We start from the raw sequence: 15,611 nt of genomic DNA, 5'->3' as shown, positions 1-15,611 counted from the left end.
TGATTTTTGTGTGGTTAGACGTTAGTTTGATTCATCCTTTTTACTCTTAAGTAGAAAAGTTGCTGTTAGGACTAGACTCAATCCTGACAAGAATAGTAGTGGATTGGATGTTTCACCAGTAGCTGGAAGTTGTTCTTTAGGAGAATGATTTGCCGATTGAACAAGGTCTGGACTAGATGAAACTTGCTCAGAGCTATTGGCCAATGGTTTGATATCTGTTTCACTTGGTTTTTGCTCTGCAGTAGTTGATGCTCCATTAGCTTGATAAACGACTGCATAGGTGCTGAAATGACTAGTCGTAAATTCTGCCATTCCCTCGCGAATAGTAAAATCAAGTGCCTGTAACTCTTTTGATGGAGTTAGGTAGTAGACATTTTCGACAGCTGAGGAAATAGGCAAGCGGACCAAGACAGTCCCTTTTGGTTGCAAACTCTGATCTGTTGAATTTTTAAGGTGAAGATCGTAAGCATCATAGGTCTTACCAAATAGTTCTTGAGCTAATACACGTCTGCTAGAAATGTGAGAAATTCCCTCTAAGTCAGTCGCTCCTCCAATAATTTCAACTTTAGTCTTTTCATCCTTTAAGACACGAAGTTTATATTCAGGAACAGAAACAGTAGGAGCTTGTTCTTGTCCCGCTGTCCCGACAGGTTGAGTGTACTCAGGAATATTTACTACAGGCGGTTGTTCCTGTCCAGCCGTTCCGATAGGTTTAGTGTATTCAGGGATATTTACTACAGGCGGTTGTTCCTGTCCAGCCGTTCCGATAGGTTTAGTGTATTCAGGGATAGAAACAGTAGGCGGTTGTTCCTGTCCAGCAGTTCCGATAGGCTCAGTGTATTCAGGGATAGAAACGGTAGGTGGCTGTTCTTGTCCCGCTGTGCCGATAGGTTGAGTGTACTCAGGAATGTTTACTACAGGCGGTTGTTCCTGTCCGGCTGTTCCGATAGGTTTAGTATACTCCGGAATATTTACTACAGGGGGTTGTTCCTGTCCTGCTGTACCGATAGGCTTAGTGTATTCAGGAATTTCTACAATAGGAGCAGGGTCATCTCCCTTGCTTGTAGTTGGCTGCTGATTCTCAACCTTCTTCTCATCCTTTTTGGTAAAGACAGCTACGACAGGACTGCTTGTTGTATTTCCCTGGATAGAATAAGCTTCTATCGCATTTCCAATTTTTCGATTGGTTTCGTCAGGGATAGGGATTTGTACCTGATTATCTTGAATTGATAAGACAGTCTGATCTCCAGTCGTAACTAGATGATTATCGTCTATCCTGCGTAAAACGAGTGGATCTTTGATGCCTGGGAAGGTCACAGCGATGGCTTCCCAATCTCCAGCTGGAAGAGTTAAAGAGATGTTTTTATCCCCTTCCTTAAGTGGTGCGATACTTGGACTATCTATACCAACAGCAGGGGCTTTGATGATATCAAATGAATCTAGAGAAATTTTCTTGCGACCTGCTGGTGAATTTGGATCAACTTTCAATGTCAAAATATGATTGCCATCGCTAAGATTAGTAAATTCTCCAATTAAGGTTGCCTTTTGGGTAGCTCCAGCTGTGTAGAAGTCTAGACTTGGCATTTCTTTGCCATCTAGTGTCACGAGAGCTTTTCCGAGAGCGGATGTTTTAAGTCCGTAAATTCGAATACCTGTTCCAGTAAATGGAATGGTTGCTTGAGCTTCTGAAGCAGCACTTGGGTCGGCGTTATTGATGTCCGCATATTTTTCTGTGCTCTTATATAATTCAGTGTCGCTCCAATCTTTGAATTGAGATCCGTATTGAATGCGAGGGTCGCGGTCATCCATTTTTTCAATGGTTGTTCCTTGTCCTGGTAAAACTTTAAAGTAGTCTAAGGAAATTTTGGAGCGCTCACTGCCACGGTGTTTATGCTCTTGTTTTACAGTGATAGTCATCACATGAGCACCATCTGACAATCCTGTGAAGCGACCGATAAGGCTACCTTTTTCAGTTGCACCTGCAGTATAGAAGTCCAGTTCACCGACTGATTTACCATCGATTTTGACTTCAGCGATTCCCAATTGAGATGATTTGAGACCATAGATTTCAATGCCAACACCATTGAAAGGAATGGTTGCTGTCGCATCTTTATCTGTATAGTTACCTAGTGAAAGGTCGGCAAACTTCTCTGTCCCTCCAAATAATTCTGAGTCTGCCCAGTTTCCAAATGCAGAACCGTATTGGATTCGGCTATCACGGTCATCCATCAACTGGTTATAGGTTTCGATATTGGCCTTTTCGGATACCTGTGTAGAAACATTACCCAGCATAGCCTTAACAGTATAAGTGTAGGCGAGTTGAGGGTCGAGCGAACGGTCGATAAAATGGGTTTGATTGGTCACAAATTCTCTGCTTGCAGAGGTTTGGCCGGATTCGTCTTTCACTTGTCTTTGGATAACATAGTGGGTAGCGCCTTCTACTTGGTTGAAGGTAAGTTCGGCAGTGACGCCATTTTGTCTAACTGCTGTCAGACTGGTTACACGACCAGGGAAATGTTCAAAGGTAATGACATCACCTTTTTGTGTTGCCAGTTGAATGCGGCCATCTTTAAGAACAGTTGCTTTGACAGATTTACCATTAACCTTAACCTGACTGGCTTCGATATTTGGATAATCTACAACTAGGTCTCCACCGACATTTGAAAGGAAGGACAAGCTTTGCAGGTTTTTATCTTTCCACTTCATGCCGACTTCAAAGTTACCACGGGCAACCAGACCAGAAACCTGACCGTCTTTCCAAGCATCTGGAAGGGCTGGCAATGGTGCAATGTAGCCAGTGTGTGATTGAAGAAGCATTTCTGCAATTCCACTGGTTGCTCCAAAGTTTCCATCGATTTGGAAAGGTGCGTGCGTATCCCAAAGGTTTTCTAGGGTTGAATATTTGAGCTGTTCAGCGAGCAAGCGATGGGCACGGTTACCGTCTAAGAGACGAGCCCAGAGGTTGATTTTATTGGCCTTAGACCAACCAGTACCACCATCTCCACGGTGGTTGAGGGTAGCACGCGCAGCTTCTAAATATTCAGCCTGATCCTTGCTAAAGAGCGTACCTGGGAAGAGACCAACTAGATGGGAAACGTGACGGTGGTTGTTTTCAATCCCTTCATTAGTGAATTGTGGACTGTCTTCTTCGTACCATTCCTTGATACGTCCTTCTTTGTTAATGTGAAGTGGTTTGAGTTTGTCAAATTTAGCCTTGACCTCTGTAACTAAGTCTTTGTCGACATTCAGATGGTTGGCGACTTCCATGTAGTCATGGAATAGCTGCCAAACTAGAGATTGGTCAAAGGTATTCCCAATCGTGATGGTTCCATGTTCTGGTGAGTAGGATGGAGAAGAAACCCAGCGGTCACTAGCCTTGTCGTAGTGCAAGAAGGAATTCCAGAACTTAGCTGTTTCCTTAAGCATTGGATAAATCTTTTCTTTTAGATAAGTTTCATCCTTGGTGAATTTATAGTAGTCATAGACGTTCTGCATCATCCAGGCATTAGCTGCTGGCGACCAACCCCAATAGTAATTCCAACCAGGAGTAGTCCAGCCAAATGGTGTCGCCTGGGTATGAACCAGCCAGCCATTTTCTTGTCCATCTTTGGATTCGATACCGGCGTATTCCTTAGCAGCGATACGGCCATAGTAACGCATATCGTCAATGTAATTGATCATTGGCTTGGCTGTTTCAGCTAGATTGCTCATGTAGGCTGGCCAATAGTTCATTTGCAAATTGACATTGAGGTGGTAGTCAGCGTTCCAAGGTGGATTGTCTACGGCATTCCAGACTCCTTGTAGGTTGGCAGGAAGGGCATCTGTCCGATCACGAGACGAACTAATCAATAAATAACGTCCGTATTGGAAGAAGAGTTCTTCCAGTTTTTGCCCTTTTGTTGGGTTATAGGTTTGAAGGGCCTCTTTTGTTGTTTGGGCAGTATTGCTTCCACCTAGGTTTAGTTTAACGCGGTTAAAGAGGCTTTGATAGTCTTTGATATGGTTCTTTTTAAGTGTCTCGTAGTCTTTGGATTTAGCTGTTTCTACAATGCCTTTAACCGTTTTTTCGAGGTCAATGTCTTTTCGATAGTTGGTTTTTGGATTCTGAGCAAAGTTAGTCTTGGCACTGAGTAAAAGCGTAGCGTAGCTGGCCCCTGTGACCGTTAAACTATCCTCATGAACAGTAACTTTTCCATCAGTCTTGATTCCTAGATAGGATGCGAACTGGAGGCCATTATCTTTGACAGTCCCTTTTAGTAAGATACCATTTGGGTCTGTCGTAACATGGCCACTCTTGTAGTTAGAATATTCCGCTGAGTAGTCTCCGTTAGCAAGTAAATCTTCTGTTAAGCTATTCCAAACTGTAAAATCAAGTTTTTTGTCCCCTTTTTGGGTCAAGTGGGTCACGGTGACATCATCAGGGTAACTTGAGAAGGTTTCTCTTTTAAAGGTCGTTCCATCTTGGGTGTAAGAAGTTGTAGTAGTGGCTTCTGTGATATCCAAACCACGGTGATAGTCTGTAACTGTATCCAGCCCCTTTTTCTGGTTATTGAAGACCATGAAGATATCACCAAAGGCTAGATAACGTCCATACTGGGCGTTGTTTGGTCCAACTAGATTTTGTTCAGCTAATCGTTTGGCTTTTTGGCGATCTCCGTCTTCAAGAGCCTTACGAATTTCTGCTAAAATTTTATACCGTTCCTGATAGTTTCCTCCATTATAGTCGGTACTGTCGGGACGCGGTCCACCTGACCAAAGAGTTTTTTCGTTGTATTGGATTCTCTCCTCGCCGATGAGACCAAAAACCTTAGCACCCATTTCACCATTCCCAACTGGGAGTGCTTGTTTTTCCCAGCCATCATAGGAAGGAGCTGTTGGTCGATCATAGTTTAGCTGATAGTTGCTTTGTTCTGTCACAGGTAGTTCTTGTTTTTCGGTTTCCTTATTTTCATTAGGTTTTACAATAACTTCAGTACTTGCTTGGTTAGTTGTAGCAGAAGTAACATCTGCCTCAGCGGGTTTGCTTTCAGAAGAACTATTATTAGCTAGAACTGGTTTTGTATGATCAATTGGCACGTTTGGCTGTGTATGCTCAGTTGATTCACTTGCTTTTGTTATAGTGTCTGTCTTAACTGTAGTTTTCTCTAATGCAGGCTCGTTTTGCTTTACTTCAATAGTATCAGCAGAGACGGTATGACTAGCTAGAAAAACCGCTCCAAGCAAAACAGAGGCTGTGCCGACTGTTAGCTTTCGAATACTGTAGCGACAGGATTTCTCCCTCCAAATTTTTTCCATAGAAACCTCCTTTATTAATTAAAAGCGCTTTCATTTTTAATGAGGCGAACTTTTGTTTCTATATTGTCTTGTTAATCTAATTTTACCAGCTAATGAAGTGTTGTCAAGAGGATTTGAGAAGGATATATATTTGATATTGTTTTGTATTAAAAAAGTGGAGGAAACGAATGGTAAGAGAGTGTATTTTTTATATTCTTTCTAGTTTTGACTAGAAAGATAAGCCAACTTTAATTACAGCTTACTCATCTCTGAAAGCGTAAAACAAACTGGTCAGGGTGGCTAGTTTGTGGTATAATGAAAGAGACTCAAAAAGAAACAGGAGAAAAATGATGGATTTACTTTTAGCAATTGTATTGATTGTGCTAGCTTTTCTAGGAGGAGCTCTTGGGGGAATGTACTTGGTTCGTAAGCAAATTGAAAAAGAATTCGCTGACAACCCACGTTTGAATGCTGAAGCAGTTCGTACTCTTTTGAGTGCAAATGGTCAAAAACCAAGCGAAGCTAAGGTACAACAAGTTTACCACCAAATCATCCGCCAACAAAAGGCAGCCCTTGCTAACAATAAAAAGAAAAAATAAATAAGGAAAAGTCTGGGATGAAAGTTCCAGACTTCTCACTATGTTGGCTAAGGGTTTAGGGATGAGACTTTTTCCTTGCATTCTATTGATATTTGATTATGATTAAGAGAGATAATTGTTGATGAAGTTGTTCTTCAGTTCATAAAGACAAGTAATCATAATGAACTATCAATCAGAAAAAAGACTAGAAAGAAGACTGTATGGATAATCGACCAATTGGTTTTTTGGATTCGGGTGTCGGGGGCTTGACTGTTGTGCGTGAGCTTATGCGCCAGCTTCCCCATGAAGAAATCGTCTATATTGGAGATTCGGCGCGGGCGCCCTATGGTCCCCGTCCTGCTGAGCAAATTCGTGAATATACTTGGCAGCTGGTCAACTTTCTCTTGACCAAGGATGTCAAAATGATTGTCATTGCTTGTAATACTGCGACTGCGGTCGTCTGGGAAGAAATCAAGGCTCAACTAGACATTCCCGTCCTAGGTGTGATTTTGCCAGGAGCTTCGGCAGCTATCAAGTCCAGTCAAGGTGGAAAAATCGGAGTGATTGGAACACCCATGACGGTCCAATCTGACATCTATCGTCAGAAAATCAACGATCTGGATCCGGATTTACAGGTGGAGAGTTTGGCCTGTCCCAAGTTTGCTCCCTTGGTGGAGTCGGGTGCCCTGTCAACCAGTGTCACCAAGAAAGTGGTCTATGAAACCCTACGTCCCTTGGTTGGAAAGGTAGATAGCCTGATTTTGGGTTGTACCCATTATCCACTGCTCAGACCCATTATTCAAAATGTCATGGGACCCAAGGTTCAACTCATCGATAGTGGGGCAGAGTGCGTACGGGATATCTCAGTCTTACTCAATTATTTTGAAATCAATCGTGGTCGCGATGCTGGACCACTCCATCACCGTTTTTACACAACAGCCAGCAGCCAAAGTTTTGCACAAATTGGTGAAGAATGGCTGGAAAAAGAGATTTATGTGGAGCATGTAGAATTATGACAAATAAAATTTATGAATACAAGGATGACCAGGACTGGTATGTCGGCTCATATAGTATTTTTGGTGGTGTCCGGACATTGACTGATGAAGACTTGGATTTTCCTCTATTTGAGTTTGCCCAAAGATTTCGAGATGAGGAACAAGGTTTTCCTATTTCTGTGATTGTTTTACGCTATGGTTCTCTCTACCGTTTATTGTCTTTTGTGGTAGATATCCTCAACCAAGAAATGGGACGAAATCTGGAAGTCATCCAACGTCAGGGAGCTTTTCTCTTGATTGAAAATGGGCAACTCCTGCATGTAGCATTGCCTAAAGAAGGGGTCAATGTTCATGATTTCTTTGAGACAAGCAAGGTCAGAGAAACCTTATTGATTGCGACTCGAAACGAAGGCAAGACCAAAGAGTTCCGAGCTATCTTTGATAAGTTAGGCTACGATGTGGAAAATCTTAATGACTATCCTGACCTGCCTGAAGTAGCTGAAACAGGCATGACCTTTGAAGAAAATGCCCGCCTCAAGGCAGAAACCATTTCTCAATTAACGGGCAAGATGGTTTTGGCAGATGACTCAGGTCTCAAAGTCGATGTCCTTGGTGGCTTGCCAGGTGTCTGGTCAGCTCGTTTCGCAGGTGTGGGAGCTACTGACCGTGAAAACAATGCCAAACTCTTGCACGAATTGGCCATGGTCTTTGAACTCAAGGACCGCTCGGCTCAATTCCATACAACCCTAGTCGTGGCCAGTCCAAACAAGGAAAGCTTGGTTGTTGAAGCAGACTGGCCAGGCTACATTAACTTTGAACCTAAGGGTGAAAATGGATTTGGTTACGATCCTCTCTTCCTTGTAGGAGAGACAGGCAAGTCCTCAGCTGAATTAACCCTTGAAGAAAAAAATAGTCAATCTCACCGTGCCTTAGCCGTTAAGAAACTTTTGGAGGTATTTCCATCATGGCAAAGCAAACCATCATTGTAATGAGCGATTCTCATGGCGATAGCTTGATTGTGGAAGAAATCCGTGATCGCTATGTGGGCAAAGTTGACGCCGTTTTTCATAACGGAGATTCTGAACTGCGTCCCGATTCTCCTCTTTGGGAGGGCATCCGCGTTGTTAAAGGGAACATGGACTTTTACGCCGGCTACCCAGAACGTTTGGTGACGGAACTTGGTTCGACCAAGATTATCCAAACTCATGGACATTTGTTTGACATTAATTTCAATTTTCAAAAGTTGGACTACTGGGCTCAGGAGGAAGAGGCCGATATCTGCCTCTATGGGCACTTGCATGTGCCAAATGCTTGGATGGAAGGCAAGACCCTCTTTCTAAATCCAGGTTCCATCAGTCAACCACGTGGGACCGTCAGAGAATGTCTCTATGCTCGTGTGGAGATTGATGATAGTTACTTCAAAGTGGACTTTTTGACACGAGACCATGAGGTGTATCCGGGCTTGTCCAAGGAGTTTAGCCGATGATTGCCAAGGAGTTTGAGACTTTCTTGTTGGGACAAGAAGAAACTTTTTTGACTCCTGCTGAAAATCTAGCTGTGTTGATTGATACCCACAATGCGGATCACGCGACCCTCTTGCTTAGTCAGATGACCTATACCCGTGTTCCTGTTGTGACAGATGAAAAACAGTTTGTTGGGACGATTGGGCTCAGAGATATTATGGCTTATCAGATGGAGCATGACTTGAGTCAAGAAATCATGGCAGATACGGATATCGTCCATATGACGAGAACGGACGTAGCGGTCGTCTCGCCTGATTTTACCATTACGGAGGTCTTGCACAAGTTGGTAGATGAGTCCTTCTTGCCGGTTGTGGATGCGTCTGGTATTTTCCAAGGGATTATCACGCGCAAGTCTATCCTCAAGGCAGTCAATGCCCTCTTGCATGACTTTAGTAAGGAATATGAGATTCGATGCAAATGAGAGATAGGATTTCAGCCTTTTTAGAGGAAAAGCAGGGTCTGTCTGCAAATTCCAAGCAGTCCTATAAGTATGATTTGGAGCAATTTTTAGACATTGTAGGTGAGCGGATTTCTGAGACTAGTCTCAAGATTTACCAAGCCCAGCTAGCCAATCTAAAAATTAGCGCCCAGAAGCGAAAGATTTCGGCCTGTAACCAATTTCTCTACTTTCTCTATCAAAAAGGAGAAGTGGATAGTTTTTACCGCTTGGAATTAGCTAAACAAGCTGAAAAGAAGACAGAAAAGCCAGAACTGTTAGACCTAGACTCTTTTTGGCAGGAAAGTAATTATCCAGAAGGACGCTTGCTAGCGCTCTTAATCCTAGAAATGGGGCTCTTGCCGAGTGAGATTTTAGCTCTCAAGGTTGAGGATATCAATCTGGATTTTCAAGTGTTGCGAATCAAGAAGGTTTCCCAACAGAGGATTGTCACCATTCCCACGACCTTGCTTTCAGAATTGGAACCTTTGATGGGGCAAACCTATCTTTTTGAAAGGGCAGGGAAAGCCTATTCTCGTCAGTGGGCCTTTCGTCAGCTAGAATCCTTTGTCAAGGAGAAAGGTTTTCCAGCCCTATCAGCCCAAGCCTTGCGGGAACAGTTCATTCTAAGACAGATAGAAAAGAAAGTCGATTTGTACGAAATTGCAAAAAAATTAGGATTAAAAACAGTCCTGACCTTAGAAAAATATAGATAATGGATATTAAATTAAAAGATTTTGAAGGGCCCCTGGACTTGCTCTTGCACCTTGTTTCTAAGTACCAGATGGATATCTACGATGTGCCTATTACGGAAGTCATCGAACAGTACCTAGCCTATGTCTCAACCCTGCAGGCCATGCGTCTGGAAGTGACGGGCGAGTACATGGTCATGGCCAGTCAACTCATGCTGATCAAGAGCCGCAAACTCCTTCCCAAGGTAGCAGAAGTGACAGACTTGGAGGATGACCTAGAGCAGGATCTTCTTTCCCAAATTGAAGAATACCGCAAGTTCAAGCTCTTGGGGGAGCACTTGGAAGCCAAGCACCAAGAACGGGCCCAGTACTATTCCAAAGCGCCGACAGAGTTGATTTACGAAGATGCGGAGCTTGTTCATGACAAGACGACCATTGACCTTTTTTTGGTTTTTTCAAATATCCTAGCCAAGAAAAAAGAGGAGTTCTCTCAGAATCACACGACCATCTTGCGGGATGAGTATAAGATTGAGGACATGATGGTTATCGTGAAAGAGTCCTTGGCTGGACGAGATCAATTGCGCTTGCAGGATTTGTTTAAGGAAGCCCAGAATCTCCAAGAGGTCATCACCCTCTTTTTGGCAACCCTAGAGTTAATCAAAACCCAGGAGCTGATCCTCGTGCAAGAGGAGAGTTTCGGAGATATCTATCTCATGGAAAAGAAGGAAGAAAGTCAAGTGGCCCAAAGCTAGACTTGATAGAGAGGAAAGATGAGTACTTTAGCAAAAATAGAAGCGCTCTTGTTTGTAGCGGGTGAAGATGGGATTAGAGTCCGCCAGTTAGCTGAACTCCTCTCTCTGCCACCGACAGGCATCCAGCAGAGTTTAGAAAAATTAGCCCATAAATATGAAAAGGACCCAGAGTCTAGTTTGGCTCTGATTGAGACAGGTGGTGCTTATAGATTGGTGACCAAGCCTCAATTTGCTGAGATTTTGAAGGAATACTCTAAGGCGCCCATCAACCAAAGTTTATCTCGGGCTGCCCTTGAGACCTTGTCCATCATTGCCTACAAACAGCCTATCACACGGATAGAAATTGATGCTATCCGTGGGGTCAACTCGAGTGGGGCCTTGGCAAAGTTGCAGGCTTTTGACCTAATCAAAGAAGACGGGAAAAAAGAAGTGTTGGGACGTCCCAACCTCTATGTGACTACGGATTATTTCCTAGATTACATGGGAATTAACCATTTGGAAGAATTACCAGTGATTGATGAGCTTGAGATTCAAGCCCAAGAAAGCCAATTATTTGGTGAAAGGATAGAAGAAGATGAGAATCAATAAGTATATTGCCCACGCAGGTGTGGCCAGTAGGAGAAAAGCAGAAGAGTTGATCAAGCAAGGATTAGTGACGGTCAATGGTCAAGTGGTACGTGAACTAGCAACGACCATCAAGTCTGGTGACAAGGTCGAAGTTGAAGGTCAGCCTATCTACAACGAAGAAAAGGTCTATTATCTGCTTAACAAACCACGCGGTGTCATTTCCAGTGTGACAGATGACAAGGGCCGTAAGACTGTTGTCGACCTCTTGCCTAACGTGAAGGAGCGCATCTACCCTGTAGGTCGTTTGGACTGGGATACATCAGGAGTCTTGATTTTGACCAATGATGGAGACTTTACGGATGAGATGATTCACCCCCGTAATGAAATTGATAAGGTCTATGTCGCGCGTGTTAAAGGTGTGGCCAATAAGGACAATCTTCGTCCCTTGACCCGTGGACTTGAGATTGATGGTAAGAAAACCAAGCCAGCTGTTTACGAGATTCTCAAAGTGGATCCAGTTAAAAATCGCTCAGTAGTGCAGTTGACCATCCATGAAGGGCGTAACCATCAGGTTAAAAAAATGTTTGAAGCTGTCGGCCTCCAAGTGGACAAGTTATCGCGGACACGTTTTGGACATCTAGACTTGACAGGACTCCGTCCAGGTGAATCCCGACGCCTTAATAAAAAAGAAATCAGCCAACTACACACTATGGCTGTAACCAAGAAATAATGAAACGAATCTTAATAGCGCCAGTCCGCTTTTACCAACGTTTTATCTCACCAGCCTTTCCACCCTCTTGTCGCTTTGAGCCTACTTGTTCAAACTACATGATTCAGGCTATTGAAAAACATGGTTTCAAGGGAGTCTTGATGGGCTTGGCTCGGATTTTACGTTGCCATCCCTGGTCGAAAACAGGTAAGGACCCCGTCCCAGACCATTTTTCACTCAAACGGAATCATAAATAAAACGAATTGCAATGGTGATTCGTTTTTTTTCACAAGTAGTTTTATCTGGAATGATGATTCCCGCTATCCTTCTCCTATAAAAAGTGGTAAAATGGATGAAAGAAAGAAGGAACTGAAATGACAACATTATTTTCAAAAATCAAAGAAGTAACAGAACTTGCTGCGATCTCAGGTCATGAAGCACCTGTCCGTGCTTATCTTCGTGAAAAGTTGACACCGCATGTGGATGAAGTGGTGACAGATGGATTGGGTGGTATTTTCGGAATTAAACATTCAGAAGCTGCGGATGCACCGCGCGTCTTGGTCGCTTCTCATATGGATGAAGTTGGTTTTATGGTTAGCGAAATCAAGCCAGATGGTACCTTCCGTGTCGTAGAAATCGGTGGTTGGAATCCTATGGTAGTCAGCAGCCAACGTTTCAAACTCTTGACTCGTGACGGTCGTGAAATTCCTGTGATTTCAGGTTCTGTTCCGCCACATTTGACTCGTGGTAAGGGCGGGCCAACCATGCCAGCCATTACGGATATCGTCTTTGATGGTGGTTTTGCGGATAAGGCTGAGGCAGAAAACTTTGGCATCCGTCCTGGCGACACCATCGTACCAGATAGTTCTGCAATCTTGACAGCCAATGAAAAAAATATCATTTCAAAAGCTTGGGACAATCGCTATGGGGTTCTCATGGTAAGTGAGCTGGCAGAAGCTTTGTCAGGTCAAAAACTCGGAAATGAACTCTATCTTGGCTCTAACGTCCAAGAAGAGGTTGGTCTCCGTGGTGCTCATACATCTACAACCAAGTTTGATCCAGAAGTCTTCCTCGCAGTTGACTGTTCACCAGCAGGTGATGTTTATGGTGGCCAAGGAAAGATTGGGGATGGAACCTTGATTCGTTTCTACGATCCAGGTCACTTGCTTCTCCCAGGTATGAAGGATTTCCTTTTGACAACGGCTGAAGAAGCTGGTATCAAGTACCAATACTACTGTGGTAAAGGCGGAACAGACGCTGGCGCAGCTCATCTGAAAAATGGTGGTGTCCCATCTACAACAATCGGTGTCTGCGCTCGTTATATCCATTCTCATCAAACCCTCTACGCTATGGATGACTTCATAGAAGCGCAAGCTTTCTTGCAAGCCTTGGTGAAAAAATTGGATCGTTCAACAGTTGATTTGATTAAAAATTATTAAACCATAAGGGAGGTGGTAGGGATGGTAGAACCAAACCTAGAAAGCCTTGTAAAAGATCTTTACAATCATGCTCGACATGATTTGAGTGAAGATTTAGTTGCTGCTCTCCTAGAGACTGCTAAAAAACTGCCTACTACAAATGAGCAATTGCTGGCAGTTCGTCTCTCAGGCCTGGTCAATCGTGAATTGCTCCTAAATCCCAAACATCCGGCACCTGAGTTGCTCAACTTGGCTCGCTTTATCAAAAGAGAAGAAGCAAAGTACAGAGGAACCGCAGCTTCTGCGATTATGTATGGGGAGCTCTTTAAAATGCTTTGATTCCATTGTGAATCAAAGCATTTTTCTATATATTAGAAAAGCAATTCTTGGTTAGGAAAAGAAAAAAGCCATCCCATTTAGGATAGCTTCTTGGATCTTAGATTTGTTCAGCGATGACCTTTTCAGCTAGATTCATAGCGTGATCAGATACACGAGTATAGTGGGAAATGATGTCGATAAAGTTGACCCCAGCTTGTGTTGAACACTCGCCCTTGTTGAGGCGTTTGATGTGGGTCTTTCTGAGAACACGTTCCATATTGTTGATTTCTTTATGGCGTTCAATCAGACTTTGAGCTTTTTCAATATCATTGTTTTCTACACTATCAAGGGCATCCTTGATAAAGTCAGTGGTTTTTTGATAGATATCAGCTAGTTCTTGCAAAGCAGCTTCAGAGAACTCAACATTTTTACGTTGAAGGTAGTCAGTCAGATTGATTAGGGCTTCTGCGTGGTCCCCAATCCGTTCCAAATCACGGGATGAATCCAGGATGTTGGTGAGCACTTCACTTTCTTTCTGGCTAAGGGCTTCACTGGAAAGAGTAATCAGGTAACGAGTCAATTTTTCATCAATGGTATTGATGGCTTCTTCTGTCTTGTGGCCTTTTTCAGCAACCTTTTCATTAAGGTCAATGATGTAGTTGTATGAAAGGTCAAAGGCTTTAGAAGCATAATTTCCCAAGTGAAGGAGTTCTTTTTTGGCATTTCCGAGAGCGATTGATGGAGCTTGTTTAATCAAATGCTCATCAAGATAAAGTGGCTCGTACTTGACAACTTCATCTTCACCAGGGATGAGCTTGGTTACAAAGTAGGCCAAGGCTCCGATGAATGGAAATTGTACAATGGTGTTACTTACGTTAAAGGCACCGTGAGAGAAGGCGATGGTCATCTCAGGTGAGAGGTGAAGGAGTGCCTGGAAGTACTCAATCATAGACGTAAATGGACCTAATAAGATTAAGCAAAGAATAGTTCCTAAAACGTTAAAGGTAACGTGGGTTGCAGCAACGCGTTTCGCAGAGACATTGGCTCCAGCTGCCGCGATGATAACGGTTAGGGTTGTCCCGATATTATCCCCGAAAAGAACTGGTAGTGAACCTTTAAGGTCAAGAAATCCACCTGCATAGAGACCTTGCAAAATCCCGATTGTCGCAGAAGAAGCTTGGATGAGGACGGTAATCACTGCACCAGCAAAAACTCCCAACACAGGATTTTGTCCCAAGGTTACCATGTATTCCTTGAATTGTGGTAAATCTTTAAGAGGACTCATACCGGCACTGATGAGGTTGAGGGCGTAGAAGATTCCCCCTACACCAAACAGGATGCGCCCGATATTGTTTGCTGTTCTATTTTTGGTAAAGAAGAGGAACATGGTTCCAAGGAAAATCAGGGGTAAAGCATACTCACCAAGCTTGAAACCGATGATAAAGGAAGTAACGGTGGTTCCGATGTTGGCTCCCATGATAATTCCGATAGCCTGTCTAAGAGTGAGAAGACTAGCGCTGACCAGTCCAACCGTGATAACTGTAACCCCTGTACTTGACTGAATCAGGGCAGTCACGACAATCCCGACTAGAACACCTAAAAAGGGATTGCTAGTGTACTTGTCAATGTAAAAACGAAGGCGATCTCCAGCAGCTTGTTGCAAACCGTCTCCCATGGTCTTGATACTATATAAGAATAGTCCCAGACCACCTAAAAAGTGAAATAAAATTTCCTGCCAATTAATGGACATTTCTTTTTCCTCCGAAAAATAATAACGGAATTTCTCCTATTCTATTTTAAAGGATAAAAGTAAATCTAACAAGTGTTAAGCTAAGATTTTAGAAAGAAAATTCGTTAGAATGGACCTTGATTATATTAATTTTACCAATTTCTAACCTAGATATAGGTATTTCCTTTTATATATTGACATTTAAAAGAAATATTTTAAAATGAGGGAGGAATTATCTTGGTCCCTGTGATTGGGATAAAAATTTTATAAAGAAAGTTAAGCGCTTTCTTTTATGTAGCAAAATCAATCTTTTAGGAGGAGAAAATGAAGAATCCATTTTTTGAAAGACGTTGTCGTTACAGTATTCGTAAGTTATCAGTAGGAGCCTGCTCGCTAATGATTGGTGCTGTTTTATTTGCTGGTCCAGCCTTGGCAGAAGAAACTGCAGTTCCTGAAAATAGCGGAGCCAATACAGAGCTTGTTTCAGGAGAGAGTGAGCATCCAACTAATGAAGCTGACAAGCAGCATGAAGGAGAACATGCTAGAGAAAATAAGCCAGAAAAGGCAGAAGGAGTAGCGACAGCATCTGAAACTGCTTCGCCAGCAAGCAATGAAGCTGC

Annotated in this window: 14 protein-coding genes and 1 pseudogene; 13 read left to right on the top strand and 2 right to left on the bottom strand. The window is 43.1% G+C overall.

Going from position 1 to position 15,611, the window contains the following annotated elements; genetic code table 11:
* Positions 1-21: 21 nt before the first annotated feature.
* A complete protein-coding gene (locus KUA57_RS07580; RefSeq protein WP_218493994.1) occupies positions 22-5,295 on the bottom strand; it encodes an SIALI-17 repeat-containing surface protein in 5,274 nt (1,757 codons plus the stop codon).
* A gap of 329 nt (positions 5,296-5,624) precedes the next feature.
* Between KUA57_RS07580 and KUA57_RS07575 the strand changes: the two genes are divergently transcribed.
* The 12 genes from KUA57_RS07575 (at position 5,625) to KUA57_RS07520 (ending at position 13,283) form a co-directional block, all read left to right on the top strand.
* Positions 5,625-5,873, top strand: a complete 249-nt coding sequence (locus tag KUA57_RS07575; protein WP_000364990.1) for a YneF family protein — start codon at positions 5,625-5,627, stop codon at positions 5,871-5,873.
* A 200-nt stretch (positions 5,874-6,073) separates the two neighbouring features.
* Positions 6,074-6,868, top strand: a complete 795-nt coding sequence (racE, locus tag KUA57_RS07570; RefSeq protein ID WP_049493675.1) for a glutamate racemase — start codon at positions 6,074-6,076, stop codon at positions 6,866-6,868.
* Complete coding sequence (locus tag KUA57_RS07565; protein ID WP_000182419.1) at positions 6,865-7,836, top strand: nucleoside-triphosphate diphosphatase; 972 nt, start codon at positions 6,865-6,867, stop codon at positions 7,834-7,836. The genes racE and KUA57_RS07565 overlap by 4 nt, the downstream gene beginning before the upstream one ends.
* The gene (locus KUA57_RS07560; protein WP_061864530.1) at positions 7,812-8,333 is read left to right on the top strand and encodes a metallophosphoesterase; all 522 of its coding nucleotides are present in this window, start codon (positions 7,812-7,814) and stop codon (positions 8,331-8,333) included. Before KUA57_RS07565 ends, KUA57_RS07560 begins: the two co-directional genes overlap by 25 nt.
* A complete protein-coding gene (gene cbpB, locus KUA57_RS07555) occupies positions 8,330-8,791 on the top strand; it encodes a cyclic-di-AMP-binding protein CbpB (protein WP_004260968.1) in 462 nt (153 codons plus the stop codon). Before KUA57_RS07560 ends, cbpB begins: the two co-directional genes overlap by 4 nt.
* Positions 8,788-9,522, top strand: a complete 735-nt coding sequence (gene xerD, locus KUA57_RS07550; protein WP_284691259.1) for a site-specific tyrosine recombinase XerD — start codon at positions 8,788-8,790, stop codon at positions 9,520-9,522. The genes cbpB and xerD overlap by 4 nt, the downstream gene beginning before the upstream one ends.
* Positions 9,522-10,250, top strand: coding sequence for a segregation/condensation protein A (locus tag KUA57_RS07545; protein WP_218493992.1), 729 nt, complete (start codon positions 9,522-9,524; stop codon positions 10,248-10,250). Before xerD ends, KUA57_RS07545 begins: the two co-directional genes overlap by 1 nt.
* A gap of 18 nt (positions 10,251-10,268) precedes the next feature.
* Positions 10,269-10,838 carry an SMC-Scp complex subunit ScpB gene (scpB, locus tag KUA57_RS07540; RefSeq protein ID WP_218493991.1) on the top strand — a complete coding sequence of 190 codons (570 nt, stop codon included), beginning with the start codon at positions 10,269-10,271 and terminating at the stop codon, positions 10,836-10,838.
* A complete protein-coding gene (locus KUA57_RS07535; protein ID WP_001222228.1) occupies positions 10,825-11,547 on the top strand; it encodes a pseudouridine synthase in 723 nt (240 codons plus the stop codon). Before scpB ends, KUA57_RS07535 begins: the two co-directional genes overlap by 14 nt.
* Positions 11,547-11,783 carry a membrane protein insertion efficiency factor YidD gene (gene yidD, locus KUA57_RS07530; RefSeq protein ID WP_049510486.1) on the top strand — a complete coding sequence of 79 codons (237 nt, stop codon included), beginning with the start codon at positions 11,547-11,549 and terminating at the stop codon, positions 11,781-11,783. The genes KUA57_RS07535 and yidD overlap by 1 nt, the downstream gene beginning before the upstream one ends.
* 117 nt (positions 11,784-11,900) lie before the next feature.
* Positions 11,901-12,965 carry a glutamyl aminopeptidase gene (gene pepA / locus KUA57_RS07525; protein WP_218493990.1) on the top strand — a complete coding sequence of 355 codons (1,065 nt, stop codon included), beginning with the start codon at positions 11,901-11,903 and terminating at the stop codon, positions 12,963-12,965.
* Between the two features lie 21 nt (positions 12,966-12,986).
* Positions 12,987-13,283, top strand: coding sequence for a bacteriocin immunity family protein (locus tag KUA57_RS07520; protein ID WP_033679682.1), 297 nt, complete (start codon positions 12,987-12,989; stop codon positions 13,281-13,283).
* A gap of 97 nt (positions 13,284-13,380) precedes the next feature.
* Here KUA57_RS07520 and KUA57_RS07515 read toward each other — a convergent pair whose 3' ends face one another.
* Positions 13,381-15,012, bottom strand: coding sequence for a Na/Pi cotransporter family protein (locus KUA57_RS07515; RefSeq protein WP_000026672.1), 1,632 nt, complete (start codon positions 15,010-15,012; stop codon positions 13,381-13,383).
* 303 nt (positions 15,013-15,315) lie between these two features.
* Between KUA57_RS07515 and KUA57_RS09760 the strand changes: the two are divergent.
* Positions 15,316-15,457, top strand: a pseudogene (locus KUA57_RS09760) (YSIRK-type signal peptide-containing protein); the annotation flags it as partial.
* Positions 15,458-15,611 lie beyond the last annotated feature (154 nt).

This window comes from Streptococcus vulneris (assembly GCF_019218685.1).
GTDB classification, from domain to species: domain Bacteria; phylum Bacillota; class Bacilli; order Lactobacillales; family Streptococcaceae; genus Streptococcus; species Streptococcus vulneris.
The sequence above is the reverse complement of the archived record's forward strand: the minus strand, read 5'-3'. Positions and strand labels throughout refer to the sequence as shown.

Excerpts from the sequence above, each read along its gene's own strand:
- KUA57_RS07580 (WP_218493994.1), bottom strand. The coding sequence starts at position 5,295 with ATGGAAAAAATTTGGAGGGAGAAATCCTGTCGCTACAGTATTCGAAAG.
- KUA57_RS07575 (WP_000364990.1), top strand. The coding sequence starts at position 5,625 with ATGGATTTACTTTTAGCAATTGTATTGATTGTGCTAGCTTTTCTAGGA.
- racE (WP_049493675.1), top strand. The coding sequence starts at position 6,074 with ATGGATAATCGACCAATTGGTTTTTTGGATTCGGGTGTCGGGGGCTTG.
- KUA57_RS07565 (WP_000182419.1), top strand. The coding sequence starts at position 6,865 with ATGACAAATAAAATTTATGAATACAAGGATGACCAGGACTGGTATGTC.
- KUA57_RS07560 (WP_061864530.1), top strand. The coding sequence starts at position 7,812 with ATGGCAAAGCAAACCATCATTGTAATGAGCGATTCTCATGGCGATAGC.
- cbpB (WP_004260968.1), top strand. The coding sequence starts at position 8,330 with ATGATTGCCAAGGAGTTTGAGACTTTCTTGTTGGGACAAGAAGAAACT.
- xerD (WP_284691259.1), top strand. The coding sequence starts at position 8,788 with ATGAGAGATAGGATTTCAGCCTTTTTAGAGGAAAAGCAGGGTCTGTCT.
- KUA57_RS07545 (WP_218493992.1), top strand. The coding sequence starts at position 9,522 with ATGGATATTAAATTAAAAGATTTTGAAGGGCCCCTGGACTTGCTCTTG.
- scpB (WP_218493991.1), top strand. The coding sequence starts at position 10,269 with ATGAGTACTTTAGCAAAAATAGAAGCGCTCTTGTTTGTAGCGGGTGAA.
- KUA57_RS07535 (WP_001222228.1), top strand. The coding sequence starts at position 10,825 with ATGAGAATCAATAAGTATATTGCCCACGCAGGTGTGGCCAGTAGGAGA.
- yidD (WP_049510486.1), top strand. The coding sequence starts at position 11,547 with ATGAAACGAATCTTAATAGCGCCAGTCCGCTTTTACCAACGTTTTATC.
- pepA (WP_218493990.1), top strand. The coding sequence starts at position 11,901 with ATGACAACATTATTTTCAAAAATCAAAGAAGTAACAGAACTTGCTGCG.
- KUA57_RS07520 (WP_033679682.1), top strand. The coding sequence starts at position 12,987 with ATGGTAGAACCAAACCTAGAAAGCCTTGTAAAAGATCTTTACAATCAT.
- KUA57_RS07515 (WP_000026672.1), bottom strand. The coding sequence starts at position 15,012 with ATGTCCATTAATTGGCAGGAAATTTTATTTCACTTTTTAGGTGGTCTG.